The sequence below is a fragment of the Citrobacter sp. TBCS-15 genome (assembly GCF_005280815.1).
Classification (GTDB): Bacteria; Pseudomonadota; Gammaproteobacteria; order Enterobacterales; family Enterobacteriaceae; genus Citrobacter; species Citrobacter werkmanii.
The window spans coordinates 98,539-122,135 of the sequence record NZ_SZWK01000120.1; the positions used below are offsets into that span (position 1 = coordinate 98,539).

A 23,597-nucleotide genomic window follows, 5' to 3' on the forward strand; every position below is an offset into this window, starting at 1 on the left:
AGGAATGTAAATGCAAAATGTCAGAAGCCGTTCATATTTGTCATATTGCGATTTTTCTTCACGGAGCGTGATATGCCGCAACCGGGACGTCACTTTTTCGCCAGTGCGCGCGGACGATTGCTGTTCTTCAATCTGCTGGTCGTGGCGGTCACGCTGATGGTGAGCGGCGTGGCGGTGCTGGGGTTTCAGCATGCCAGTCAAATTCAGGAGCAGGTACAGCAGCAAACTGTCGATGACATGACCGGCAGCATGAACCTGGCGCGCGATACGGCCAATGTGGCGACGGCGGCGGTGCGGCTCTCGCAGGTGGTCGGTGCGCTGGAATACAAAGGTGAAGCGGAGCGGTTGCAGGAGACCCAGCGGGCGCTGAAGCATTCGCTGCAACAACTGGCTACCGCGCCGCTGGCTCAGCAGGAGCCGGTGCTGGTCGAGCGTATTATCCAGCGCAGCAATGAGTTACAAAGTAGCGTAGAAGGGATGTTGCAGCGCGGACAGCTGCGGCATCTGGAACGTAACGCGCTGCTCAGTTCGCTGTATCAGAATCAAAGCTATTTGCGCCATCTGCAAACGCTTACCGGCGCGCAGGATGACATGCTGCTGGGGCAAATAGACCGCTTGATCATTGCCGCCATTGAGACTCCCACGCCGCGATCGGTAGTGAAACAACTCGACAGCGTGATGACCGCGCTGCCTTTACATCACTCCAGCCCGTTGATAAGCAGAATCCTCAACGATTTCAATCAGGAACTGCATAAGCTGGAGCCGCTTTCTTCCGCGCTGGAGCAGAGCGATCTGGCGATCAACTGGTATATGTTTCATATCAAAGCGCTGGTGGCGATCCTTAATAGCGATATCAATCAATATGCCTCGCAGGTGGCGCTGATTTCTGAGCAGCGGGTGGCGCAAAGCCATCAGGAACTGCAATCCGGCGCGTTGTTTATTATGGTGTTTGCGTTGCTGGCCGTAGTGATTACCGGTTTTGCCGGTTGGTATATCTATCGTAATCTCGGCTCTAACCTGACGGCAATTTCGCAGGCGATGACCCGGCTGGCGCACGGTGAATCGGACGTCAGCGTTCCTGCCCTGCAGCGGCGCGATGAGCTGGGCGAACTGGCCCGTGCTTTTAGCGTCTTTGCCCGGAATACGGCGTCGCTGGAGCACACAACCCGATTACTCAAAGAAAAAACCAGCCAGATGGAAATCGACCGCACCGAGCGCCAGGAACTGGAAGAGGCGCTGCTGCACAGCCAAAAGCTGAAGGCGGTGGGGCAACTGACGGGCGGATTAGCGCATGATTTCAATAACCTGCTGGCGGTGATTATTGGCAGTCTGGATCTGGTGAACCCAGATTCACCCGATGCGCCGCGGGTCAATCGGGCGCTTAAAGCCGCCGAGCGCGGGGCGCTGCTTACCCAGCGGCTGCTGGCCTTTTCGCGCAAACAGTCGTTGCACCCTCATGCGGTGGAGCTGAAAACGCTGCTGGAAAACCTGGGCGAACTGATGCGCCATTCGCTCCCGGCCACGCTGACGCTGGAGATTGAAGCCCAGTCTCCCGCCTGGCCTGCGTGGATTGACGTCAGCCAACTGGAAAACGCCATTATCAATCTGGTGATGAACGCCCGTGACGCCATGGACGGGCAGGCGGGCACGATTAAAATCCGTACCTGGAACCAGCGGGTCATGCGCAGCGATGGGCGTAAGCAGGATATGGTGATGCTGGAGGTCGCCGACCAGGGCTGCGGGATGTCGCAGGAGGTGAAAGCTCAGGTCTTTGAACCGTTTTTCACCACCAAACAGACCGGCAGCGGCAGCGGGCTGGGGTTATCAATGGTCTACGGCTTTGTACGTCAGTCCGGTGGGCGTGTGGAGATTGAAAGCGCTCCCGGGCAGGGAACGACGGTCAGGTTGCAGCTTCCTCGCGCCGTAGTGCCGGTACAGGCAGAGGCAGAACCGATAGCGGAACACGCGGCTAATAGTGGCGAAAAACTGGTGCTGGTGCTTGAGGACGAGGCTGATGTGCGCCAGACGTTGTGTGAGCAATTACACCTGCTGGGCTACCTGACATTAGAAGCCGCCAACGGCGAACAGGCGTTGCATATGCTGGCGGCTTCATCCGAGATTGATATTTTTATCAGCGACGTCATGCTGCCAGGTGGTTTAAGCGGCGTGGATGTGGTTAACCATGCCCAGGCACATTATCCGCAGCTGAACATCCTGCTGATGAGCGGTCAGGATTTACGTCCAGCCCATAACCCAGCGCTGCCGGATGTGGCGTTATTGCGTAAACCCTTTACCCGGACAGAACTGGCGCAAGCGCTGCGACATTCGCGTAATTGAGATTCCTCCGCTACCCGCGCAAATTCGCTTTGATTACCGTGGGGCGAGTTTCTCGATGAGGCTGGTTTTATGCAACGCTCCACGACATTCTTACTTTTCACTCTGCTGATGATGACCACCGTTTCGGCGCAGGCGGATATTATCGATGACGCCATCGGCAATATTCAGCAGGCGATTAACGACGCATACAAACCGGACAACGGGCGGGATTATGATGACTCTCGTGATGAAAGCTGGCAGCGTCAGATGAGTGACGATCGACGCAGACAGTATGATAATCGCCGCCGTCAGTTTGAAGACCGACGTCGCCAACTGGATGACCGCCAGCGCCAGCTCGATCAGGAACGGCGTCAGTTAGAAGACGAAGAACGCAGAATGGAAGAAGATTATGATCGTTAGCTGTTACTCCAGCACAATCTCCATCCCATCATATCCTGCTTCGATGCCTGCCGGCAGCGGATTTTCCATTAACCACTGGTCGAACTGGTGGCTGATATGCGTCAGGATCACCCTTGGACAGCGCATAACCTCGTTCAGCGCGATGACGGTATTGAGATCGCAATGATTGCGCGGCGGCTCGGCTCGCGGGGCATGGCTGCAGTCGATGATAATCACCTGCGGTGGGTTATTGTGGAGAAACTTCAGCGTCTTATCGGGAAGCCCGGCGGTGTCGGAGAGCCACGCCACGCGGCTGTGCGCGGTCTCGAACAGATAGCCAAACGTTAGCTTTGAATGGTTGAGCGGCAGCGGCGTCACCTGCAACCCTTGCAGGTCAAATACCACGAACGGCGCAACGGTATGGCTAAAATCGAGAATACCGGGATGCTTAAACAGATCGTCGCAACCCTGCTCATCCGGTGGGCCGTACACCGGGATGCTCGCCCCCACGCCCCAGCGCAACGGGAACAACCCCTGCACATGATCCATATGATAGTGGGTCAGCAGAAACTGCTGAAAGCTGCCCGCTGGCCAGTCGTCCATCAGATACGGGATCCCCGCATCCAGCAGGGTCACCGCATGATTGAATTTGACCACCCCGCTACAGGGGCGTCGACGGTATTGCGCCTGTAAGCGCGCCCGCTGACAGGCCGCGCAGTCGCAGCCAAATGCCGGCACCAGCTGCGCGCCGCCGGTTCCCGTCAGCGTAATGGTCAGACTCATGGCTCCTCCTACAACGGTTTGGTGAAGCGAAAATGGCTCTGGGTATAGCCTTCGCGCTGGTAAAAACGATGCGCGTTAAGGCGTTGGGTGCTGGTGGAAAGCTCGGTCATTTCTGCGCCTGCTTCGCGCGCGGTGGCTTCGGCCCAGGCCAGTAGCTGGCTGCCTACCGTTAATCCTCGCGCCTGTGGCATCACCACCAGTTCCTGAATCTCGCCAATCCAGTTGGCGTGGTGCAGATGAAACTGCAGGTGCAGACCGATCAAGCCGACGACCTGCCCGTCGAGCAGCGCCAGCTGGTAGTGCATATTAGGATCTTGCAGATTCGCGGCGTATCCGGCGTTAAAGGCCTGGTGATCGAATTGTCCCTGCTTGAGTTCACAGATAAGCGCGTAAACCGCATCGGTATCGTAGAGCGTGGCGCGGCGTAATTCACAGACAGACATGTTTCTTCTCCTTGCGTCCCATCAGTGCGAGCAGTGTATCGACAGACTGTAGCAAACTGCCATCATTGTTGAGGACGTGGCAGTCATATGGCGCGTAGCGGGCCGCGCGTTCAAGGCGGGCGGCGATTTCCGTTTCACTCTCCCGCCCACGCGCCTGCAGACGCTGCCGTAGAATCGCTGGGGAGACCTGTAAGCAAATAGGAAGTAACGACGCGCCGTAACGAGCCTGCGCCTGGGGCAGATGGGCGCGCGATCCGTTGACCACCACATCAAAACCGGCGTGCAGCCAGAGGTCAATCTCCACGCCCACGCCGTAGTAGAAGCCGTTCGCGTGCCAGCTCAGCGCCAGCAGATTCTGCCCGGCGCGGGTAAAAAATTCTTGTTCACTCAGCGCAATATGATTTTCATTCCCGGCGTTAGCGGCACGGGTGATGTATCGATGCGCCACCAGCAGTTGCGCGGGTTCCTGCAGGCGGAGTTCTGCCAGCAGACTGTCCTTACCAGAGCCGGATGGCCCCATCAGCCAGATCAGTTTCCCCATAGTCAGAATACCCTTTTGCCCTGACGCCAGACGTGGTCGATATGGATGTTGCCGCCTTTGCGATGTGCCAGCACCAGATCCGCCCGTTTACCTTCGGCAACAACGCCGCGATCGTCGAGATTCAATGCCCGCGCCGGATTGCGGGTCACCAGACGAATCGCCTGCGGCAGCGTAAAGCGGTTGGTGTCGTCATCCGCTACGCGAAATGCCGCGTCGAGCAGGCTGGCGGGGTAGTAGTCGGAAGAGAGAATATCCAGCAGCCCCAGTTCAGCCAGCTTATGCGCCGCCACGTTGCCGGAGTGAGAACCGCCGCGCACGATGTTGGGCGCCCCCATCAGTACGTTCATACCATGCTGACGCGAGGCTTCAGCCGCTTCGAAGGTGGTGGGAAATTCGGCGATCACGCTGCCAAGCTGGTGCGATTCCAGCACATGATCATGGGTGGCATCATCATGGCTCGCCAGCGCAATCTGGCGCTCACGACACATCTGGGCAATCGCCGTGCGATTGGGCTGTGACCAACGCGCCGCCAGCGCTAACTGTTCTTCTTCATAGCGGGCCATCTGCTCGTCGGTGAGCGAATATTTGCCCTGATAATACTCGCGGTACTTTTCTCGATTGGCGAACTGGCGCTGGCCCGGCGAATGATCCATCAGTGAAACCAGCGTCACCGGCTCGCGCCCGACCAGTTTTTCAAACAGCGGCTGTGTAGTGTGGTGCGGCAATTCGCAGCGCAGATGCAGGCGGTGTTCGGCGCGATTGACCCCGCGTTTTTGCGTCTCTTCCACGGCGTTGATCATCTTCTCCAGATTTTCCAGCCGATCGCCGCCGTCGCGCACGTCGCCAATCGCCACCGCATCCAGCACGGTAGTAATACCGCTGGCGACCATTAGCGCGTCATGGCTACTCATCGCCGAGTGGGCAGGCCAGTCGACCTTCGGACGCGGGGTGAAGAATTTATCCAGATTATCGGTATGCAGCTCAATTAATCCTGGCAGCAGCCAGCCGCCTTCGCCGTCTAAAGCCTCCGGCAGACGGCTCTGGGTTTCGGCAAAGGCGCGAATAAACCCGCCCGCAATTTCCAGCGATCCTTGCACCACTTCATCTTCCAGAACCAGCTTTACATTGTTGATAATCATGCTGTTGTTCCCATCAGGTGCAGGCGGTCCGCTACGCGGTCGCGCACGGTTTGATCGTGAAAAATACCGACAATGGCCGCGCCGCGGGCTTTCGCTTCTTCAATTAAAGCGACGACGGCGGCGCTGTTTTTGGCGTCCAGTGAGGCGGTCGGCTCATCGAGCAGCAGAATCGGGTAATCGACGATAAACCCACGGGCGATGTTGACGCGCTGCTGTTCGCCGCCGGAAAAGGTCGATGGCGCAAGGTGCCACAGGCGTTCCGGCACGTTGAGACGTGTTAACAGGCTGGCGGCTTTCGCGGCGCATTCTTCACGGGATACGCCGAGATCCAGCAGCGGCTGCATCACCACATCCAGCGCGGAAATCCTTGGGATCACGCGTAGAAACTGGCTCACCCAGCCGATGGTTGAACGGCGAACTTCCAGCACTTTGCGCGCCGGGGCCTGCACCAGATCGACCCATTCATCGCTGTGGCGAATGTGGATGTGTCCTTCATCTGGCAGGTAGTTGGCGTACAGCGAACGTAGCAGCGTGGATTTTCCGCTGCCGGAGTGGCCGTGCAGCACCACGCATTCGCCGCTTTTCACTGCCAGAGTGGCGTTTTGCAGCACCGGCAGACGTACGCCGTTTTGCTGGTGGAGCACGAAGGTTTTACTGACGTTTTCAACGCGAATCATTTTTGCCTCGAGATTTTTTGCCGGATGGCGGCTGCGCCTTATCCGGCCTACAAAAGTGCGATCCAGGTAGGCCCGATCAGCGCAGCGCCATCGGGCACAACAAAAAATCAGTTCTGCAATACGGACGACACCAGCAGCTGGGTATACGGATGATGCGGGTCGTCGAGCACGCGGTCGGTTAACCCACTTTCCACCACCTGACCCTGTTTCATCACCAGCAAACGGTCCGCCAGCAGACGCGCCACGCCCAGATCGTGGGTGACAATCACCACCGCCAGATCCAGTTCCACCACCAGGCCACGCAGCAAATCCAGCAGTTTGGCCTGTACCGACACGTCCAGCCCGCCGGTGGGTTCATCCATAAACACTAGCTTTGGGTGGGTGACGAGGTTGCGGGCGATCTGCAGGCGTTGCTGCATCCCGCCGGAGAAGGTGGTCGGCAGGTCGTCGATACGTGAGGCAGGGATCTCCACCTCCTCCAGCCAACGCTGTGCGGTGGCACGGATGTCGCCATAGTGGCGCGCGCCGGTGGCCATCAGGCGTTCGCCGATATTGCCGCCTGCGGAAACCTGACGGCGCAGGCCATCCAGCGGATGCTGATGCACCACGCCCCACTCGGTGCGCAGCAGACGGCGGCGGTCGGCCTCGTTCATACCGTACAACGAACGGTTCTGATACAAAATTTCACCGTTCTGCGGCGTCAGCCGTGAAGAGATTGATTTCAGCAGGGTGGTTTTGCCGGAACCGGACTCGCCGACGATACCCAGCACTTCGCCAGGCCACAGGTCAAACGAGACGTCGCTGAAGCCTTTGCCCGGCGCGTAGAGGTGAGTCAGGTTGTTGACTGAAAGCAGCGGTTGCGTCATTTGCTGAGAGCCTCGCTCTGTTGGCGGCAGTAGTCGGTGTCGGAGCAGACAAACATGCGTTTGCCGGTGTCATCGAGCACTACTTCATCGAGATAGCTGTGGGTAGAGCCGCAGATGGAGCAAGGCTCATCCCAGCTCTGCACGGTAAACGGGTGATCGTCGAAATCGAGGCTCTCTACGCGGGTGTAAGGTGGAACGGCATAGATGCGTTTTTCGCGACCTGCGCCAAACAGTTGCAGGGCCGGCATCATGTCCATCTTCGGATTGTCGAATTTCGGGATGGGCGACGGGTCCATGACGTAGCGGTTATTGACCTTCACCGGATAGGCGTAGGTAGTGGCGATATGGCCGAAGCGGGCAATATCTTCATACAGTTTCACCTGCATGATGCCGTACTCTTCCAGCGCGTGCATGGTGCGGGTTTCCGTTTCGCGCGGTTCAATAAAGCGCAGCGGCTCAGGGATTGGCACCTGGAAGATGATTATCTGATCTTCCACCAAGGGGGTTTCCGGGATGCGATGGCGGGTCTGGATCAGCGTGGCGTCTTCGGTACACTCCGTCGTCGCCACGCCCGTCACGCGTTTGAAGAAGTTGCGGATCGACACCGCGTTGGTGGTGTCGTCCGCGCCCTGGTCAATCACCTTCAGCACGTCCGGTTCGCCAATCACGCTGGCGGTAAGTTGAATGCCGCCTGTGCCCCAGCCGTAGGGCATCGGCATTTCGCGTCCGCCGAACGGCACCTGATAGCCGGGGATGGCTACCGCTTTTAAAATGGCGCGGCGGATCATGCGTTTGGTCTGTTCATCAAGATACGCAAAGTTGTAGCCGGAGAGGTTAGCGGTCACGGGCGGCCTCCTGTTGCAGGCGTTTGAGCAGTTCCAGTTCGGCCTGGAAATCGACGTAATGGGGGAGCTTGAGGTGCGATACAAAACCCGCCGCCTCGACGTTATCCGCATGCGCCAGCACGAACTCTTCGTCCTGCGCCGGTCCTGTGACCGTTTCATCGTATTCGGCTGCCTGTAGGGCGCGGTCCACCAGCGCCATCGCCATTGCTTTACGTTCACTCATGCCGAACACCAGCCCGTAGCCGCGGGTAAAATGGGGAGATTCGTTCTCTGGCGCGACAAAGCCGTTGACCATTTCACACTCAGTCATCAGCAGTTCGCCGACGTTTACCGCGAATCCCAGCTCTTCCGGTACGGTTTCCAGTGCTACGTAACCGCTGCGGATCTCGGCGGCAAACGGGTGGTTGCGTCCGTAACCGCGTTGGGTGGAGTAGGCCAGTGCCAACAGATAGCCTTCGTCGCCGCGCATCAGCTGTTGCAGGCGTGAGGCACGCGAGCACGGATAAACCGGAGGTGTGCGAGTGATATCGTCGGGTGCGTCGCCGTTGTCTTCTTCGCGTTTTGCCAGCCCCTGCTTTGCCAGCAGGGAAAAGACGTGCGGGGAGGCATCCTGCGTGCTATCCGCGCAGCGCAGCGGCGGCGTTTCACCATTGGCCAGCAGGGTAAAATCCAGCAGGCGATGGGTGTAGTCGTAGGTAGGACCTAACAACTGCCCGCCGGGGATGTCCTTGTAGACCGCCGAGATTCGGCGCTCAAGGCGCATTTCTGCACTGTTAAGCGGCTCGCTGACCGCCACTTTTGCCAGCGTCGTGCGGTAGGCACGCAGCAAAAAGATGGCTTCGACGTTATCGCCGCTGGCCTGCTTTAGCGCCAGCGCCGCCAGTTCACGGTCGGCGATGCCGCCTTCGGTCATCACCCGGTCGACAGCCAGGTTCATCTGCTGTTCGATTTGTGCGACGCTCAGTTCGGCAATGGTCTTCTCGCCCCGGCGTCGGTTTTCCTGCAGGGCGTGGGCGTTGGCTATCGCCTTTTCGCCCCCTTTTACGGCGACGTACATCAGCACACCTCCACATGAGTCGTTCGCGGAATAGCCAGTAGGCGTTCGCCGCAGGTGAGGATCAGATCGACTCCCAGCGGGAACGGATGCGGGCGTTCGGTGAGTTCGTGAATCAGGCATTCCGGCAGCTGCGGCGCGATCATGCGTTCCTCGGCGATACCGGCGCCGGTCAGACGCAGCATGCGTCCGCCGCTTAAGCCAGAGACCTGAACAATCAGCGTGGCGCTGGTCTCTGGCGCGACGGCGGAACCGGCGGAGAGGGCGTTTAGCTGTTCGCTGCTGATGCGTTCGTCGGCGACGGCAAATGCCGCCAGCTGCGGCTGATCCACCAGCGGCGCGTTGGTATGAAAACGCAGATTCTGCCGGGCAATATCGTTATCCATCGACGGCGCCAGCCAGACCGGCGTGTCGCCATCAACCAGAGTCAGCAGCACGCTGGTGGTTGCCAGACCCAGCGGCTGCCAGCCGTGTTTCAGTTGATGCAGGGCGACGATCACGCCCGGTTCACTCATGGCTTTCAGCAGGCGACGAAAGCTCTGCTGCGCATCCTGAACGGGTAAATTAAAAGCGGTTTGTAAGGTCATGCGTTATCTCCGCGTACCAGCGTGAAGAAGTCGACCCGGCTGGCGTTGATTTCGGCACGGCGTGCGCTAATCAGCGCATCGCGTTCCGCTTCCAGCGGGGCAATCAAGGTTTCCATTAAGCTTTGGAAATGCGTTTGTTCCTGCAGCAGTGCGTCAATTACCGCGCACTGCTCGGCATGGTGTTTGTTACGTCCCAGCAGGTAGCTGTAACCCAGCGTGCCGCTCTTCAGGCGCACCACCGCGCGGGTGAGCGTGGTGTCGCCAGCAAAGAAGCGATTGCCGGTGCCGCCCATGCGGGCCTGGATTTGCAGCAGTCCGCATTCCGGTGCGCGGATAAGTTCATAGTCCGGCGTCAGTTTGAGCGCGTTGATGCGGGCACTCAGGGCATCGGCATTGCTATAAGCCAGCGCGCGCATCCAGCGCTGGCGGGTGGCGGTATCGAAATGCATTCAGTGCTCCATAGTGAATTCGATCATGTCGGCGCGGGTCAGGCTGACGGAGTATTCCGTCGCCTGCTTTTCGCCTTCACGGTGGTTCAGGGTGCGCACGCACAGCAGCGGCGCCATATTGGGGATTTCCAACACCTTGCTCTCTTTGGCCTGGGCCCGGCGGGCGCTGATGCGCGTTTGCGTGCGCAGGAGTGTCAGACCGGACTCTTCGCGTAAGTAGTCATGCAGCGAACCGCTGTTAAAGCCCTGCATAAGCGGCCACAGCGTGAGGTCGGAAAAATAGTGGTCGATTTGGCACAAGGCGATGCCGTTGACCCGGCGCAGAGTACGCAGGTGAATAACGTTGTCGCCTTCGTTAATGCTGAGCGCGTCGGCAATATGGCTGGAGGCCGGGCGCAGCACCGCCAGCAGTTTTTCACTGGTGGGGTGGCTACCCTGGTCCAGCAGGTTCTGACTAAAACGCGCCTGGGCATTGAGCGGGTAATCAAACGGGCGCATCAGCACCAGCACGCCGACGCCCTGGCGACGTTGAACCCAACCACGCTCAACCAACTGGTCAATAGCGCGGCGTAGGGTATGGCGATTCACCTCGTAGCGTGCGGCAAGCTGCTTCTCGGCGGGGAGATAGTCCCCACAGCGATAATGTTGACGAAGCTCCTGCTCAAGTCTTGCGGCAATTTCCTGATAACGCGTTGGATAACTGGTCGGATGTGTAGACAAGTGCATAGCAATCAATGCCTCGCTAATCAGATAAAGTGCTTACGCAAACGCTGGGAAAGGAAATCCAGTAGACTGACGGTGACGATGATTAACACCATCAGGGCGCAGGTTTGCTGGAACTGGAAGCCGCGAATCGCCTCCCATAAGGTCACGCCGATACCGCCCGCGCCCACCATGCCGACCACCGTGGCCGAGCGAACGTTGGACTCAAAACGGTACAGCGAGTAGGAGATCAGCAACGGCATCACCTGCGGCAAAACGCCGTAGAGGATCTCTTCAATTTTGTTGGCCCCGGTGGCACGAATGCCTTCTACCGGACCTGGTTCAATGGCTTCTACCGCTTCGGAAAGCAGTTTGGAGAGCACCCCGGTAGTGTGGATAAACAGCGCCATCACCCCGGCGAATGGACCTAAGCCGACGGCGACCACGAACAGCATCGCGAAGACCATTTCGTTGATGGCGCGGCAGGCGTCCATCGCTCTGCGCATCGGCTGGTAAATCCACCATGGCACGAGGTTATCGGCGCACATCAGGCCGAAGGGGATCGACAGTACAACGGCGAGGGCAGTCCCCCAGACGGCGATTTGCAGGGTGACGGCCATTTCACCGAGATAGTCCTGCCACTGGCTGAAGTCCGGCGGGAAGAAGTCGGCGGCGAAGGTCGCCATATTGCCAGAATCCTGGATCAGCGTGAGCGGCGCCATTTCGGCACCTTTCCACGAGACCACCAGCACGGCGAGAAGAATGGCCCAGCTCAGCAGCGAGAACCAGCTACGTTTGGGCGGGGCGACGGTGATGGTTTGCATGTTTAGCTCCGTTGGTACGTGTGTTTGCGTTGTAGGCCGGATGGCGCTGTGCTTATCCGGCCTACAATCCGGTCTACAAATCACTGCACCGCTTTGGTGACGCTGGTCATGGCGCCCAGCGCGGCGGTCAGACGGTCCAGATCGTCGAGCTGCGCTTTCAGCACCGAGGTTTTGCTGGCTTTCTCTTCCTCGTTCAGCCCTTTGTTGTCCTTCACGCCCTGCATCTCTTTAAACAGCGCCAGTTGACGAATCGGCACCAGTTGCAGGTCGCTGGAGGCACGGAACGGCGCCCAGCCCAGACGCTCCAGTACGGTTTTCTGCTCCGGCGTTTTGCCGTAATTCATAAAGAAGTCGTACACCTTGTCCTTGGTGGTTTCGGAGAGGTTTTTACGCCAGACGATCGGATCGCCCGGGATCAGCGGTGACTTCCAGATCACCTTCAGCTCTTTCAGTTTTTCCGGTGCGGAAGTTTTCAGTTTGTCGAGGTTTTCGGTGTTGTTGGTGGCGACATCGACCTGCTTGCTGGCGACGGCCAGCGCATTGGTTTCGTGTCCGGCGTTAACGGTGCGTTTGAAGTCGCTGGCGGAGATGTTGTTTTTGGCGAAGACGTAGTAGCCGGGGACGAGGAAGCCTGACGTGGAGTTGGGATCGCCGTTGCCGAAGGTCAGATCCTTACGTTTGGCGATCAGATCGTTCAGGTTGTTGATCGGACTGTCTTTGTTAACGATCAACACGCTCCAGTAACCCGGGGATCCGTCGGCGGCGACGGTCTGGGCAAACACTTGTCCGTTAGCGCGATCCACCGCTTCCATTGCCGAGAGGTTGCCGTACCAGGCGATATCGACTTTGTTAAAGCGCATTCCCTGGATGATCCCGGCGTAGTCCGGGGCGAAGAAGGCGTTCACCTTCACGCCCAGTGACTTTTCCATGTCCTTCAGGAACGGTTCCCACTGCGGCTTCAGGTTTTGCTGTGATTCGGTCGAAATAATGCCGAAGTTCAGCGCTTTTTCCTGCTCTTCGGCATGGGCCGGGCTGAGCAGGGTGCTGAGACTAAACATGCTGGTAAAGGCCAGCGCGGCAACTGTCTTATAGCTCATTTCCATTCCTCATTGTGGGGATGTCAGGCAGCTTGCGCGTTCTGTTCGACGCGGTTCATGCTGCGATAGAGATGGTCAAATCGATCGTTATCAAAATTCTGGCTGCTGCCATCAAAGAAGACGTTGCCCTGGCGCAGCGCGACGATGCGTTCGCAATAGCGCAGGGCGTAATCCACCTGGTGCAGTGTGACGACCACGGTGATGCCGTCGGTCTGGTTGATGTCGCGCAGGGTGTCCATCACGATGCGCGCGGATTCCGGGTCCAGCGAGGCAATTGGCTCATCGGCCAGGATCACTTTGGCCTGCTGCATCAGCGCCCGGGCGATAGCGACGCGTTGCTGCTGCCCGCCCGAAAGCGTGGAAACGCGCTGATACGCAAAGTGCGCCATGCCAACGCGGGTCAGCGCCTGGAGCGCGCGTTGTTTCTGCTCCTGACTGAACCAGCTAAAACAGGTGCGCCAGAATGGCGTGCTGCCGAGAGCGCCAATCAGCACGTTCTCCAGCACCGTCAGACGGTTCACCAGATTGAACTGCTGGAAGATGTAGCCGGTGTGGGCGCGGCTTTGGCGGATATCGCGCGCCAGCCGACCTTCGTGTTGAACGGTGCGACCCAGCAGCTCGACGTGGCTACCGGGCGATTTATCACCTGTGATCAAACCGCTTAAATGACGTAAAAGGGTGGATTTGCCGGAGCCAGACGGCCCAAGCAGAGCCACCATCTCACCGGAACAGATGCTCAGATCAACCGCATTGAGCGCCTGATGCTGGTTGAAAGATTTGGAGAGTTTCTCGACGCGGATAATCGTTTGCATGATGCGGCCTCCCTAAAAAAGTGGCCCCATCGTGGCGGATCAATGTGACGCTTTCGTTAAGGGATGGTTACTTGACGATGAAGAGTTGAGCGATTTTTAATGACAGTACGGGAGGGCAAGCCTCCCGTTGGATTACTCGGTAGGTTGCTGCTGTTTGACGACGTTGATCATCCACGGCACGCCATACTGGTCGCTCACTTTACCAAAACCGTGGGCCCAGAAGGTTTCCTGCCAGTCCATTTCGATTTTTCCGTTTGCCGCGAGGTTATCAAACCAGCGCTTTCCTTCGTCGACATTTTGCGTGTCGAGCACCAGCGTGAAGCCAGAGTAGTGGGCATTTCCATCGGGGGCGCTATCGCTCATCATGATGTCGCTGCCCGCAACGCGCAGGTTGGCGTGGGCGATGGCGGTATCGGGGAATTTCATTCCTGAAGGGCAACCTTCTTCACTGTCCTGCGCCGATTTGGGCATTTCACCGAAGTTGATTTTGTAGAGCAGCTCGGCGCCTAATGTTTGTTGGTAGTAGGCGATGGCGTCTGCGCAGTTGCCTGCAAATGAGATATAGGGACTTAACGGCATGATCTTTACCTCAGGTAAAAGAAACCAGTTAAGTGTAGTTAGCGTCTGCAAAAATAAACCAGGCGGGAAGTATGAGCTTCCCGCCTGGCAGATGAGCTGACGTAGACCTGATTAGCGCAGCGCCATCAGGCAATTTGCATCAGTTCTTTTTCACAAACTCTGATTTCAGTTTCATTGGGCCAAAGCCATCGATTTTGCAATCGATGTTGTGGTCGCCTTCCACCAGACGAATGTTTTTTACTTTGGTACCGATCTTCAGCATTGAAGAGCTACCTTTTACCTTCAGGTCTTTCACTACGGTAACGCTGTCGCCGTCGGCCAGCAGGTTGCCGTTAGCATCTTTAACGATGAGCTCGTCGCTGTCCTGAGCCGGTTCAGCATCGTTCCATTCGTGAGCGCATTCCGGGCAGATGAACATGCCGTTATCTTCGTAAGTGTATTCGGAGTTGCATTGTGGGCAGTGTGGTAATGACATGTCGATTTCCTCAAAAGTCAGCAGGGGCAAATGCGCCCAAAAAATGGCAGATTGCCGAAAAAGGCCGCAATTATACATAAAATCCCTGCTTTTGTCGGGACTACTGCGCGATAAAGCATAATGATCTGCTGTAAAGATCCTTTGCTTTCACATCAATGAAGTATGGCGCAATATTTTTTAAGGGAAATTGCTACCCCAGGTTATTTAAGATAAGGTGAGGCGAAATAACTGATATTCATAGGTAACACCGCTTACGGGTGTCTACGTCCTGATGATTGAATATCTCCTGCCCCCTTAATTTTAGTAGGGGAATTCAGCGGGGATTTTATAAAACTGAACTACGCTGTTTATCTTTCTTACTTATTACATAAGTGAGAGGCATCAGGCCAGCGGTTATATGCCAAATTTATTTTAATAATATCAATTGGTTGTTTCGATTTTAATTATTTCTACACGTAATTATAAAAGCCGAAAATCTATAAATAAAACGATTAGGCTAAATAAAAGCAATGCCATTTGCGTTAAGGAAAAATTTTCCATGCACACACAGACAATATATGAATTAAGTCAGGAAGCTGAACGCTTGCTGATGCTCTCTCTTGAACATCTCCGGCAATTACAAAAATTGCCCATCACGTCGTTGGATGATGTCGCGCTACAACATGGAGAGCACAGCAGACAGGTTGTTCAGCCCCTGCATTTCAGCGTGCGTGGCATGGATGTCCAGCAAGCAACGCTCAATAATGAACTGCGCAAGATTACGCGTCTGGAAATGGTGCTGGCCATCGTTGGCACCATGAAAGCGGGAAAATCGACGACGATTAATGCGATTGTCGGCACAGAAGTTTTACCTAATCGCAATCGCCCGATGACGGCGTTACCGACGCTTATTCGCCATACGCCGGGGCAGAAAGAGCCGGTGCTGCATTTTTCGCATGTCGCGCCGATCGACGCCTTAATGAAAGTTTTACAGCAGCGTATGCGGGCATGCGATCGCCAGCGTCTTACGCAAACGCTGGAAATTGATAAGGATATGAACGTCCTGCTGCAGCATATTGAAAACGGCGTGGCATTTGAACGGTATTATCTTGGCGCCCAGCCTATTTTCCATTGTCTTAAAAGCCTGAATGACCTGGTGCGTTTGTCAAAAGCGCTGGAGGCTGATTTTCCTTTTGCCGCCTATGCCGCGATTGAGCATATTCCGGTTATCGAGGTCGAATTTGTCCATTTGGCCGGACAGGCAAGCTATCCGGGGCAATTAACGCTGCTGGATACCCCGGGGCCGAACGAGGCCGGACAACCGCACTTACAAAAAATGCTGAATGAACAGCTGGCGCGGGCTTCTGCGGTCCTGGCGGTGATGGATTACACCCAACTGAAGTCGATTTCCGATGAAGAAGTCCGGCGGTCGATTATGGCGGTTGGGAAATCAGTGCCGCTGTACGCGCTGGTCAACAAATTCGATCAGAAAGACCGCAACAGTGATGATGAAGAGCAGGTGCGGGCCTTGATATCTGGCACGCTGATGCAAGGCGGAATCACCCCTGAGCGGATCTATCCGGTTTCTTCGATGTGGGGCTATCTGGCGAACAGAGCGCGTCATGAGCTAACCACCCGTGGGCGGTTGCCGGATCATCAGGTGCAACGCTGGGTACAGGATTTTGCCGAAGCGGCGCTTGGCAGACGCTGGCGTACCACCGATCTTGAGGATACGGAGCATATCCGTCATGCCGCCGATTTACTGTGGGAAGATTCGCTGTTTGAGCAGCCGATCCAGAAAGTGATTCATGCCGCTCACGCCAATGCCTCGCTATATGCGCTACGTTCCGCGTCGCATAAGTTATTAAACTATGCGCAAAGCGCGCACGAATATCTGGAGTTTCGCGCCCATGGATTAACGGTGGCCTATGAAAAACTGCGGCTGAACATTACGCATATTGAAGAGGATATGCAGCAGTTACAGGTGAGCCAGGGGCGAGTGAGCGATGAAGTTAACCATGAGGTAGAACTGGCGTTGGCGTCTGCCGCGGCCTATCTCAATGAGCAACAGACTGAGATTCTGTGTGGCATCAATACGTTTTTTGTCAAAGAAAACGTCCTGATGATGTCACCGCACGGTCAGGGATCAGGCGCTATAACGGCTGAAATGGCGGGTGAAATGCTGGTGCTGCATGATGAAGGGCAGGCAAAAATTGTCTTAGATAAAATGCGCTCGTCCTGTGAAGGGGTATTGCTGGCAGCGCAGGAGAGTATTAGCCGGGATTTAGCGCTACGTTTTGAGCAGCTTGAGTCGACCCTGTCCCGGGCTCTCAATGACGCTATGCACCCCATTGAATTGCGGGTGAAAGAGGAGCTGAATCACGCCGGATTTCGTGCGCGGATCCGTTTTCCGGCGTTTCATGCGGCGATGTTTAACTTCAATACCCGCCAGTTGTTCAATGAGGCCATTGAGCAGGATATTCCGGCGGAAAATGCGTCGACTACTGGCGGTGTGGTGCGTGACACTTTCTCCCGTTGGCTGAACCAACCCAACTGGGGATGGAATGATTACGTCGAAACAAAAACGCGTTATCTCATTGATATGGGCGCGCTGCACAAGAGTCTTGTGCATTACGTTACCCAGTTTTGCCAACAAATTCGTAAAGCTTTAGTTGCTCAGGTCGATATTTCCGTTACGGCAGGCATGGCCACGTTTTTTGCTGATTTTTCACTGTGTCTGGCGCAATTACAGGCGAGCCTGCGTGAGAGCCTGACTCTGCGCCAGCAAAATGAGTCTGCGGTGAATGCGTTGAATGAACAATTGCAGCATCGTATTACGATAGCGGCATGGCTTTATGAAGATTCCCGCTTGCTGCGCGACGATATCAACACCCTTTTTGCAACTGAGCACACATGACTAACGTGTTACTGGAAGGCCCCGGGCGGACGCTGGAGTGTGTCTACCCGAAGTTTATGGTCGATCTGGTTCAAGGAGATGAAACCAAACGTTCCGGCGGTTTTCTGCAACAGCAGCAGCGTCTGCGTGCACGCCTGACGCAGGAGGTGCTATCCCAGACGCAACTGCGTGCGTGGGTGATGGCGGGCGTGTCCAGCGAGCACCTGGTGATGCGTCTGAAGCTGGTGGAGAAGCTGGCGGGTATGATCGATCCAGGCCATCTGGCGCTGGTGCGCATCGCTGAAGGGCTAATGTTTTTGCAACAGACCGAACATCCGCGGGGGCTGTCCACCCCCGGTCTCATACAGCAGATAAATTCGCTTATGGACGGGTTCACTCAACGCGGCGCGTATAAGGAGAAGGCGTTGACGCAACGCGGCCTGACGGTTCAGGCGGGTGAACACAGCGAGCAAATTTTTACCCGTTGGCGGGCTGGGGCGTATGACGGCTGGTCGTTACCCGGGCGCTGTTTTGTCGCGCTGGAAGAACTGCGCTGGGGCGCTTTCGGTGACGCCTGCCGGTTAGCGAATGCCGATGTGGTCTCAATGCTTAAAGACAACCTGCGCATCATGGCTGCTCAGACGCTGGCAGACAGCGTGAATGCGGCGCCCGCTACGCGTCATTATTATCATCATTGGCTCAGCGCGCCGACGGTCGGCGGCTCGGGCGAGCACAACGATATGTTGAGTTGGTTAGGCGACTGGTGTGATGCGCAGCGCCATCCGGTGAGCTGGTCTGTGACGCAGCGTTGGCAAAATGTGGCGTTGGGAATGCCGCGATTGTGTTCGGCAAAACGTCTGGTTGATGCGATGGTTGAGGAGATTTTTGCACCGCCCCCACTCATCAATTGAGCAGGGACGGTCAGTGAGGCTAAGGCAGAGTTAGTGGTGCAGAGTATCTGCCGGGGTTGCCACCGTCTCGTTGGCGACCAGGTTTTTATTAAAGCGTTTGGCATACAGCGCGGTGATAATCGGCACCAAAATGGCGGTGACAATCACGCTGGCAGCAACCAGCGCCGTGGCGGAGGCGGCAACCGGTTCAAATGCCGGGTTAATCTGGGCGATAATCACCGGGTTTGCCACCGCAGCGCCTGCCGCAGAAGAGGCTGCAACACCTGCCGTACCGTTCCCGCCACCGATAACGCGGTCAGCAATAATCAGCGGGATACCGGTGATAACGATTACCGCGACGCCCAGCAGAATACCCAACAGACCGGTATCAACGATGACGCTCAGGTTAATGGTATTGCCCAGCGCAAAGCCGAAGAACGGGATTAGTACCGGCGTGGCTTTGCTGAAGAAAGAACGTAGATCGTGATCCAGGTTACCCAGCGTAAAGCCAATCAGGAACGGTAATACCGCGCCGATAAAATGGTGTGGCTCGAAGGAGGCCAGGCCCGCTGAACCAAGGATCACCATCGTCATCAACGGACCGGATTCCAGAGACATTAATACAAATGCGCCGGACTCTTCTTTCGTTCCGTACTGGTTCATCAGGCTGGCGTACAGACCACCGTTGGTCATATCCATCGCGGAAACAATTGCCAGTACCGAAAGTCCCGCAAAGAACCCGGTTTGAATACCGGTATCAGGAATAAATGACGCGGCTATCATTGCCACTACCCACGCCACGGCTATTTTGGTGATGACCAACGTACCGGACTTACGTAATACTGTACCGGTTGCCCGTAAATCAATAGATGCGCCAATACAAAAAAACCACACCGCCAGAATAGGCACCGTTCCGCTGATCATGCCTTTGGTAAACGATCCGAAATACGCGCCAGTATCGGGAGCCAAGGTATTTAACACTGCGCCTAATAACAGGGGAATCAACATCATTCCGCCGGGGATGCGTTCAATCGTGGCTTTAATTTTCATAAACGTCCTCATATCTTGTCGCAGGCACTATATGCGCAAGGAGTTAAAAATTAATAAAATCAAATGGTTACTAAAATTTCTTAACAAAGGTAATCGCTATCTCTTTGTTTTATAGAATCTAACGCGGCATACGTTGAGCGTGTTACTGCTCCCAGGGATATTGCGTCTGGAATTAGTTTGCATTCATGGGAACATTGATTCAATCAAAATAAAACGATGTTTTAGTTATCTTCATCACATATTCCGCGCAAAAGTTCTCAAGCGCTCTGATTATTAAAAAAGCTGTGATCTTTTTGTGAAGTGATTAGGTGGTTTTTTTGCTAGCAGAATAATAGTGACCGCTGTGATTGTTGGTGCAATAAAGCGATTTATTCTTGTATTTAATTGTCAGTAAATCGCAAGCATGACATGTAAAAAAGTTGACTCAGAATGACCTTATTTACGCAGGTTGACGAAATGAAATACCATTTGTGAAGTTGATCACAAATTTAAACACTGTTAGGGTAAAGAGGTCATTAACCGCCCAATCAGGCGTCAACAGGTTCGGTTGTACTGCTCGTTTCCAGCCAGTGTAAGTAAACCTGCTACGCTTGTTACAGGGATTGCGTCTGTGCATTCCCCGCTCGGCGATGACCTTAGCGCATGTTGCGTTAGGAGCGTCGAACTGTGCGCGACAGGGCTAAGTCTAAGAGGACTGGTATGCTAAAAAGGAAAAAAATAAAACCCATTACGCTGCGCGACGTCACCATCATTGATGACGGAAAGTTGCGAAAAGCCATTACCGCGGCGTCGTTAGGTAATGCGATGGAATGGTTCGATTTTGGTGTTTATGGGTTTGTTGCTTACGCATTAGGTAAAGTGTTCTTCCCGGGGGCTGACCCCAGCGTGCAGATGGTTGCCGCGCTCGCCACCTTCTCTGTTCCCTTTCTGATTCGACCGCTTGGCGGATTGTTCTTCGGTATGCTCGGCGATAAATACGGTCGTCAGAAGATCCTCGCTATCACCATTGTGATTATGTCGATCAGTACCTTCTGTATCGGTCTTATTCCCTCGTATGCCTCGATTGGTATCTGGGCGCCGATTCTGCTGCTTGTATGTAAGATGGCACAGGGATTCTCGGTCGGCGGAGAGTACACTGGGGCGTCGATTTTTGTCGCGGAATATTCGCCTGACCGTAAGCGTGGATTTATGGGGAGCTGGCTGGACTTCGGCTCGATCGCCGGGTTTGTGTTGGGCGCGGGCGTGGTGGTTCTGATTTCAACCATTGTCGGCGAGGAAAATTTCCTTGAGTGGGGCTGGCGTATTCCGTTCTTCCTGGCGCTGCCGTTAGGGCTGATTGGTCTGTACCTGCGTCATGCGCTGGAAGAGACGCCGGCGTTCCAGCAGCACGTTGATAAACTGGAACAGGGCGACCGTGAGGGTCTGCAGGAAGGTCCGAAGGTTTCGTTTAAAGAGATTGCTACCAAACACTGGCGCAGCCTGTTGGCATGTATCGGCCTGGTGATTGCCACCAACGTTACCTATTACATGCTGCTCACCTATATGCCGAGCTACCTGTCGCATAACCTGCATTACTCTGAAGATCACGGCGTGCTGATTATTATCGCCATTATGATTGGTATGTTGTTTGTGCAGCCGGTGATGGGTCTGCTCAGCGACCGCTTCGGTCGTCGCCCGTTTGTGATTATGGGCAGTATTGCGCTATTTGTGCTGGCCATTCCGGCATTTATTCTGATTAACAGTAATGTCATCGGCCTGATTTTTGCCGGGCTGCTGATGCTGGCGGTGATCCTCAACTGCTTTACCGGGGTGATGGCTTCAACGTTACCGGCGATGTTCCCGACGCATATTCGTTATAGCGCGTTGGCGGCGGCGTTTAATATCTCGGTCCTGGTTGCGGGTCTGACGCCAACCCTGGCTGCCTGGCTGGTGGAAAGTTCGCAGAATCTGATGATGCCTGCTTATTACCTGATGGTGATTGCGGTGGTTGGTTTAATTACCGGTATCACCATGAAAGAGACCGCGAATAAGCCACTGAAAGGGGCGACGCCTGCCGCTTCGGATATTCAGGAAGCGAAAGAGATCCTCGGTGAGCACTACGATAACATCGAGCATAAAATCGAAGATATTGATCAGGAAATTGCGGAATTGCAGCTTAAGCGTTCGCGCCTGGTGCAGCAGCATCCGCGTATTGATGAGTAATCAGCTCTCAGGCCTACAGGTAGCGTTGTACTCAGTAGGCCGGATAAGGCGTCAACTGCCGTCCGGCGCATTATGGTGATCTATCACAGCGACTTAAGGTTGGCTTAATATCTTTCAGGCAAACTCTCCTTCATAGTTTCGGAGGAGAGTGTCATGAAAACCCGCATTTATGAAAGTTTGACTGCCCTGTGTAGCGTACTGATCGTCAGCAGCTTTTTGTACGTATGGGTGAGTTCTTACTGAGCTTTCGCTAATTCCACCCAGGCGCGAGTGCCGCTCGTTCCCTGACGATTCTGCAAATAGAAATGCCCGCGATGTAGCTGGGTGATCCGACTGACAATGCTCAGCCCCAGCCCAATTCCGCCAAAACGGCTGTCCATCCGCACAAACGCTTTGCTTAACTCCCCGCATTTACTTTCATCAATGCCTGGACCTTCATCTTCGACGGCCATGACGGCGTCATGCTCGGTATTCAGGCCGATCGTAATAGTAGTGCCTTCCGGGCTGTAACGGTGCGCGTTCTCTACCAGATTGCGCAGCAGCATGCGTAATAGCGTTGCGTCGCCACGTACGACAACGTCCGCCGCGCTTTGCGGGAGGAGCAGCGTCTGCTGGCGCTGGTCCAGCATGGTGCTGAGTTCGTCATAGGAAGGCAGAATCACGTCCTCCAGCAGTTTGACATGTTGGTAGCTTCCGGCCGAAAACGACTGCCCGACGCGGGCGAGTTGCAACAGTTGCGACACGCTGTCCATCATTTGGTCAAGGCGCGCAATTAACGGCGAAACGTCGACTTTATGGGTTTTGGATAATAATTCCAGATGCAGGCGAACGCCTGACAGCGGTGTGCGCAGTTCGTGGGCGACATCGGCGGTAAATAAGCGTTCGTTTTCGATAGTGGTGGTCAGCCGCGTCACCAGCTCGTTGAGCGCTGAGACGACCGCCTGTATCTCAACGGTTGAACTGTGAATTTCAATGGGGGCCAGGTTATCGGCTGCCCGCGCTTCTAACTCTTTTTGCAGATCGGCAAGGGGACGGGTAATACGTCGCACCGCCTGGTAGCAAATCAGCAGCGTCAGGCTGACCATAAAGATGCCGGGGACGATCAGGCTGGCGATAGCCTCGCGGATCTCATGCATGATGTGGCGATCGTTGTTACGGTTATCGCGCAGCGCCTGTTCGAATAACTGTATTTGCTCGGTACTTTCGTGCCACAACCAGAAGGTGCTAATGAGCTGAAAGACCAGCAGAATTAGACCGATCGTCAGTATTAACCGTTGGCGAAGAGGGAGAGGTCGTTTTAGATATTGCAGCAGCTTCACTTAGCTTTCCTCAGTGGCGACCAGCATATAGCCAAATCCCCTGACCGTGCGGATACGTGATTTCCCCACTTTATCGCGCAGATTATGGATGTGGACTTCCAGCGTATTGGTCGACGGTTCGTTATCCCAACTGTAGATGTCGTTATACAGAATTTCCCGGTGAACCGGACTGCCTGCCTTGAGCATCAGACGCGACAGGAGCGCGTATTCTTTCGGCGTTAAGATAATCTCTTGCCCGTCCATCCACACCTGGCGACGACCGATATTCAGCGTCAGGTTACTAACAATTAATTCGCTTTCACCCTGATTGTTATGACGACGCAGCAGCGCCCGGATGCGGGCGTGCAGTTCTTCCAGCGCGAACGGTTTGACCAGATAGTCATCGGCGCCCACGTCCAGCCCGCTGACCCGGTCTTTTACCGTATCGCGGGCGGTGAGGATAAGCACCGGTACGGTGTATTTTTTCTGCCTGACCCTGTTCAGGAAGTGCAGACCGTCTTCATCCGGTAAACCCAGATCCAGAACCACCAGACTGTAATGTCCGGTCTCCAGACATTGCTCCGCTGCCCGGGCCGTTGATACACCGTCGCAGGCATAGCCTTCCGTTTGCGCGGCGAGTATCAGTCCCTGTAATAACAACGTATCGTCTTCAACAATCAGAATTTTCATTCGC

The 23,597-nt window shown here is 55.4% G+C and carries 25 protein-coding genes; 6 read left to right on the forward strand and 19 right to left on the reverse strand.

All coding sequences use genetic code 11. The annotated features are described in order from the left end of the window. The first annotated feature begins 72 nt into the window (after positions 1-72). Positions 73-2,337, forward strand: coding sequence for a hybrid sensor histidine kinase/response regulator (locus FDW96_RS11505; protein ID WP_137365719.1), 2,265 nt, complete (start codon positions 73-75; stop codon positions 2,335-2,337). Between the two features lie 69 nt (positions 2,338-2,406). Then, positions 2,407-2,736, forward strand: coding sequence for a DDRRRQL repeat protein YjdP (gene yjdP, locus FDW96_RS11510; protein ID WP_042312933.1), 330 nt, complete (start codon positions 2,407-2,409; stop codon positions 2,734-2,736). A 3-nt stretch (positions 2,737-2,739) separates the two neighbouring features. Here yjdP and phnP read toward each other — a convergent pair whose 3' ends face one another. The 16 genes from phnP to FDW96_RS11590 all read right to left on the reverse strand — a co-directional run bounded on the left by phnP (position 2,740) and on the right by FDW96_RS11590 (position 14,588). Beyond that, complete coding sequence (phnP, locus tag FDW96_RS11515) at positions 2,740-3,498, reverse strand: phosphonate metabolism protein PhnP (protein ID WP_137365720.1); 759 nt, start codon at positions 3,496-3,498, stop codon at positions 2,740-2,742. Positions 3,499-3,506: 8 nt separating this feature from the next. Next, positions 3,507-3,941 carry an aminoalkylphosphonate N-acetyltransferase gene (gene phnO / locus FDW96_RS11520; protein WP_137348835.1) on the reverse strand — a complete coding sequence of 145 codons (435 nt, stop codon included), beginning with the start codon at positions 3,939-3,941 and terminating at the stop codon, positions 3,507-3,509. Then, positions 3,928-4,482: a ribose 1,5-bisphosphokinase gene (gene phnN, locus FDW96_RS11525; protein WP_038636371.1), complete on the reverse strand. Its 555-nt coding sequence runs from the start codon at positions 4,480-4,482 to the stop codon at positions 3,928-3,930. Before phnN ends, phnO begins: the two co-directional genes overlap by 14 nt. 2 nt (positions 4,483-4,484) lie before the next feature. After that, complete coding sequence (gene phnM, locus FDW96_RS11530) at positions 4,485-5,621, reverse strand: alpha-D-ribose 1-methylphosphonate 5-triphosphate diphosphatase (protein WP_137365721.1); 1,137 nt, start codon at positions 5,619-5,621, stop codon at positions 4,485-4,487. Then, complete coding sequence (gene phnL, locus FDW96_RS11535) at positions 5,618-6,298, reverse strand: phosphonate C-P lyase system protein PhnL (protein ID WP_042312926.1); 681 nt, start codon at positions 6,296-6,298, stop codon at positions 5,618-5,620. Before phnL ends, phnM begins: the two co-directional genes overlap by 4 nt. Before the next feature lie 107 nt (positions 6,299-6,405). Then, positions 6,406-7,164 (reverse strand): phosphonate C-P lyase system protein PhnK, encoded by a 759-nt coding sequence (phnK, locus tag FDW96_RS11540; protein WP_003826710.1) that lies wholly within the window; start codon positions 7,162-7,164, stop codon positions 6,406-6,408. Further along, positions 7,161-7,952: an alpha-D-ribose 1-methylphosphonate 5-phosphate C-P-lyase PhnJ gene (gene phnJ, locus FDW96_RS11545; protein ID WP_252362867.1), complete on the reverse strand. Its 792-nt coding sequence runs from the start codon at positions 7,950-7,952 to the stop codon at positions 7,161-7,163. Before phnJ ends, phnK begins: the two co-directional genes overlap by 4 nt. Positions 7,953-7,998: 46 nt before the next feature. Next, positions 7,999-9,066 (reverse strand): carbon-phosphorus lyase complex subunit PhnI, encoded by a 1,068-nt coding sequence (locus FDW96_RS11550; protein WP_137365723.1) that lies wholly within the window; start codon positions 9,064-9,066, stop codon positions 7,999-8,001. Continuing rightward, a complete protein-coding gene (phnH, locus tag FDW96_RS11555; RefSeq protein WP_003031824.1) occupies positions 9,066-9,650 on the reverse strand; it encodes a phosphonate C-P lyase system protein PhnH in 585 nt (194 codons plus the stop codon). The genes FDW96_RS11550 and phnH overlap by 1 nt, the downstream gene beginning before the upstream one ends. Next, positions 9,647-10,099, reverse strand: a complete 453-nt coding sequence (gene phnG / locus FDW96_RS11560; protein ID WP_042312918.1) for a phosphonate C-P lyase system protein PhnG — start codon at positions 10,097-10,099, stop codon at positions 9,647-9,649. The genes phnH and phnG overlap by 4 nt, the downstream gene beginning before the upstream one ends. Next, a complete protein-coding gene (gene phnF / locus FDW96_RS11565) occupies positions 10,100-10,825 on the reverse strand; it encodes a phosphonate metabolism transcriptional regulator PhnF (protein WP_137365724.1) in 726 nt (241 codons plus the stop codon). It lies immediately after the preceding gene. 20 nt (positions 10,826-10,845) lie between these two features. After that, a complete protein-coding gene (gene phnE, locus FDW96_RS11570; protein ID WP_038636402.1) occupies positions 10,846-11,625 on the reverse strand; it encodes a phosphonate ABC transporter, permease protein PhnE in 780 nt (259 codons plus the stop codon). 80 nt (positions 11,626-11,705) lie between these two features. Next, complete coding sequence (gene phnD, locus FDW96_RS11575) at positions 11,706-12,722, reverse strand: phosphonate ABC transporter substrate-binding protein (protein WP_137365725.1); 1,017 nt, start codon at positions 12,720-12,722, stop codon at positions 11,706-11,708. Positions 12,723-12,745: 23 nt separating this feature from the next. Continuing rightward, a complete protein-coding gene (gene phnC, locus FDW96_RS11580; RefSeq protein ID WP_137365726.1) occupies positions 12,746-13,534 on the reverse strand; it encodes a phosphonate ABC transporter ATP-binding protein in 789 nt (262 codons plus the stop codon). A 132-nt stretch (positions 13,535-13,666) separates the two neighbouring features. Further along, positions 13,667-14,113, reverse strand: coding sequence for a VOC family metalloprotein YjdN (gene yjdN, locus FDW96_RS11585; protein ID WP_042312911.1), 447 nt, complete (start codon positions 14,111-14,113; stop codon positions 13,667-13,669). A 139-nt stretch (positions 14,114-14,252) separates the two neighbouring features. Further along, positions 14,253-14,588, reverse strand: coding sequence for a zinc ribbon domain-containing protein YjdM (locus tag FDW96_RS11590; protein ID WP_003031835.1), 336 nt, complete (start codon positions 14,586-14,588; stop codon positions 14,253-14,255). 538 nt (positions 14,589-15,126) lie between these two features. Here FDW96_RS11590 and crfC point away from each other — a divergent pair. Then, entirely contained in the window at positions 15,127-17,484 is a 2,358-nt protein-coding gene (gene crfC / locus FDW96_RS11595) for a clamp-binding protein CrfC (protein ID WP_137365727.1), read from the forward strand. After that, positions 17,481-18,374, forward strand: coding sequence for a diguanylate cyclase regulator RdcB family protein (locus FDW96_RS11600; protein ID WP_061382672.1), 894 nt, complete (start codon positions 17,481-17,483; stop codon positions 18,372-18,374). Before crfC ends, FDW96_RS11600 begins: the two co-directional genes overlap by 4 nt. Positions 18,375-18,404: 30 nt before the next feature. On the opposite strand, the gene kdgT is transcribed toward FDW96_RS11600, so the two are convergent. Then, the gene (gene kdgT / locus FDW96_RS11605; protein ID WP_079225645.1) at positions 18,405-19,403 is read right to left on the reverse strand and encodes a 2-keto-3-deoxygluconate transporter; all 999 of its coding nucleotides are present in this window, start codon (positions 19,401-19,403) and stop codon (positions 18,405-18,407) included. Positions 19,404-20,102: 699 nt separating this feature from the next. Here kdgT and proP point away from each other — a divergent pair. Both proP and pmrR read left to right on the forward strand, forming a co-directional pair. Beyond that, on the forward strand, positions 20,103-21,605 hold the full coding sequence (gene proP, locus FDW96_RS11610) for a glycine betaine/L-proline transporter ProP (RefSeq protein ID WP_042312901.1): 1,503 nt from the start codon (positions 20,103-20,105) through the stop codon (positions 21,603-21,605). 153 nt (positions 21,606-21,758) lie between these two features. After that, positions 21,759-21,848, forward strand: a complete 90-nt coding sequence (pmrR, locus tag FDW96_RS11615) for an LpxT activity modulator PmrR (protein ID WP_038636421.1) — start codon at positions 21,759-21,761, stop codon at positions 21,846-21,848. Here the strand turns inward: pmrR and pmrB are convergent. Both pmrB and pmrA read right to left on the reverse strand, forming a co-directional pair. Next, entirely contained in the window at positions 21,842-22,924 is a 1,083-nt protein-coding gene (gene pmrB / locus FDW96_RS11620; protein WP_137365728.1) for a two-component system sensor histidine kinase PmrB, read from the reverse strand. The two genes, pmrR and pmrB, sit on opposite strands and share 7 nt — an antisense overlap. Further along, entirely contained in the window at positions 22,925-23,593 is a 669-nt protein-coding gene (gene pmrA, locus FDW96_RS11625; RefSeq protein WP_137365729.1) for a two-component system response regulator PmrA, read from the reverse strand. Positions 23,594-23,597: the final 4 nt, after the last annotated feature.

Bases quoted from the DNA above. Each gene is read 5' to 3' on its own strand.
- phnK (WP_003826710.1), bottom strand. From the start codon at position 7,164: ATGACGCAACCGCTGCTTTCAGTCAACAACCTGACTCACCTCTACGCG.
- FDW96_RS11590 (WP_003031835.1), bottom strand. From the start codon at position 14,588: ATGTCATTACCACACTGCCCACAATGCAACTCCGAATACACTTACGAA.
- crfC (WP_137365727.1), top strand. From the start codon at position 15,127: ATGCACACACAGACAATATATGAATTAAGTCAGGAAGCTGAACGCTTG.
- FDW96_RS11550 (WP_137365723.1), bottom strand. From the start codon at position 9,066: ATGTACGTCGCCGTAAAAGGGGGCGAAAAGGCGATAGCCAACGCCCAC.
- phnF (WP_137365724.1), bottom strand. From the start codon at position 10,825: ATGCACTTGTCTACACATCCGACCAGTTATCCAACGCGTTATCAGGAA.
- pmrA (WP_137365729.1), bottom strand. From the start codon at position 23,593: ATGAAAATTCTGATTGTTGAAGACGATACGTTGTTATTACAGGGACTG.
- phnE (WP_038636402.1), bottom strand. From the start codon at position 11,625: ATGCAAACCATCACCGTCGCCCCGCCCAAACGTAGCTGGTTCTCGCTG.
- phnD (WP_137365725.1), bottom strand. From the start codon at position 12,722: ATGAGCTATAAGACAGTTGCCGCGCTGGCCTTTACCAGCATGTTTAGT.
- FDW96_RS11505 (WP_137365719.1), top strand. From the start codon at position 73: ATGCCGCAACCGGGACGTCACTTTTTCGCCAGTGCGCGCGGACGATTG.
- phnJ (WP_252362867.1), bottom strand. From the start codon at position 7,952: ATGATCCGCCGCGCCATTTTAAAAGCGGTAGCCATCCCCGGCTATCAG.
- phnP (WP_137365720.1), bottom strand. From the start codon at position 3,498: ATGAGTCTGACCATTACGCTGACGGGAACCGGCGGCGCGCAGCTGGTG.
- phnG (WP_042312918.1), bottom strand. From the start codon at position 10,099: ATGCATTTCGATACCGCCACCCGCCAGCGCTGGATGCGCGCGCTGGCT.
- phnM (WP_137365721.1), bottom strand. From the start codon at position 5,621: ATGATTATCAACAATGTAAAGCTGGTTCTGGAAGATGAAGTGGTGCAA.
- phnO (WP_137348835.1), bottom strand. From the start codon at position 3,941: ATGTCTGTCTGTGAATTACGCCGCGCCACGCTCTACGATACCGATGCG.
- FDW96_RS11600 (WP_061382672.1), top strand. From the start codon at position 17,481: ATGACTAACGTGTTACTGGAAGGCCCCGGGCGGACGCTGGAGTGTGTC.
- phnC (WP_137365726.1), bottom strand. From the start codon at position 13,534: ATGCAAACGATTATCCGCGTCGAGAAACTCTCCAAATCTTTCAACCAG.
- yjdN (WP_042312911.1), bottom strand. From the start codon at position 14,113: ATGCCGTTAAGTCCCTATATCTCATTTGCAGGCAACTGCGCAGACGCC.
- phnL (WP_042312926.1), bottom strand. From the start codon at position 6,298: ATGATTCGCGTTGAAAACGTCAGTAAAACCTTCGTGCTCCACCAGCAA.
- proP (WP_042312901.1), top strand. From the start codon at position 20,103: ATGCTAAAAAGGAAAAAAATAAAACCCATTACGCTGCGCGACGTCACC.
- pmrR (WP_038636421.1), top strand. From the start codon at position 21,759: ATGAAAACCCGCATTTATGAAAGTTTGACTGCCCTGTGTAGCGTACTG.
- kdgT (WP_079225645.1), bottom strand. From the start codon at position 19,403: ATGAAAATTAAAGCCACGATTGAACGCATCCCCGGCGGAATGATGTTG.
- yjdP (WP_042312933.1), top strand. From the start codon at position 2,407: ATGCAACGCTCCACGACATTCTTACTTTTCACTCTGCTGATGATGACC.
- phnN (WP_038636371.1), bottom strand. From the start codon at position 4,482: ATGGGGAAACTGATCTGGCTGATGGGGCCATCCGGCTCTGGTAAGGAC.
- phnH (WP_003031824.1), bottom strand. From the start codon at position 9,650: ATGACCTTACAAACCGCTTTTAATTTACCCGTTCAGGATGCGCAGCAG.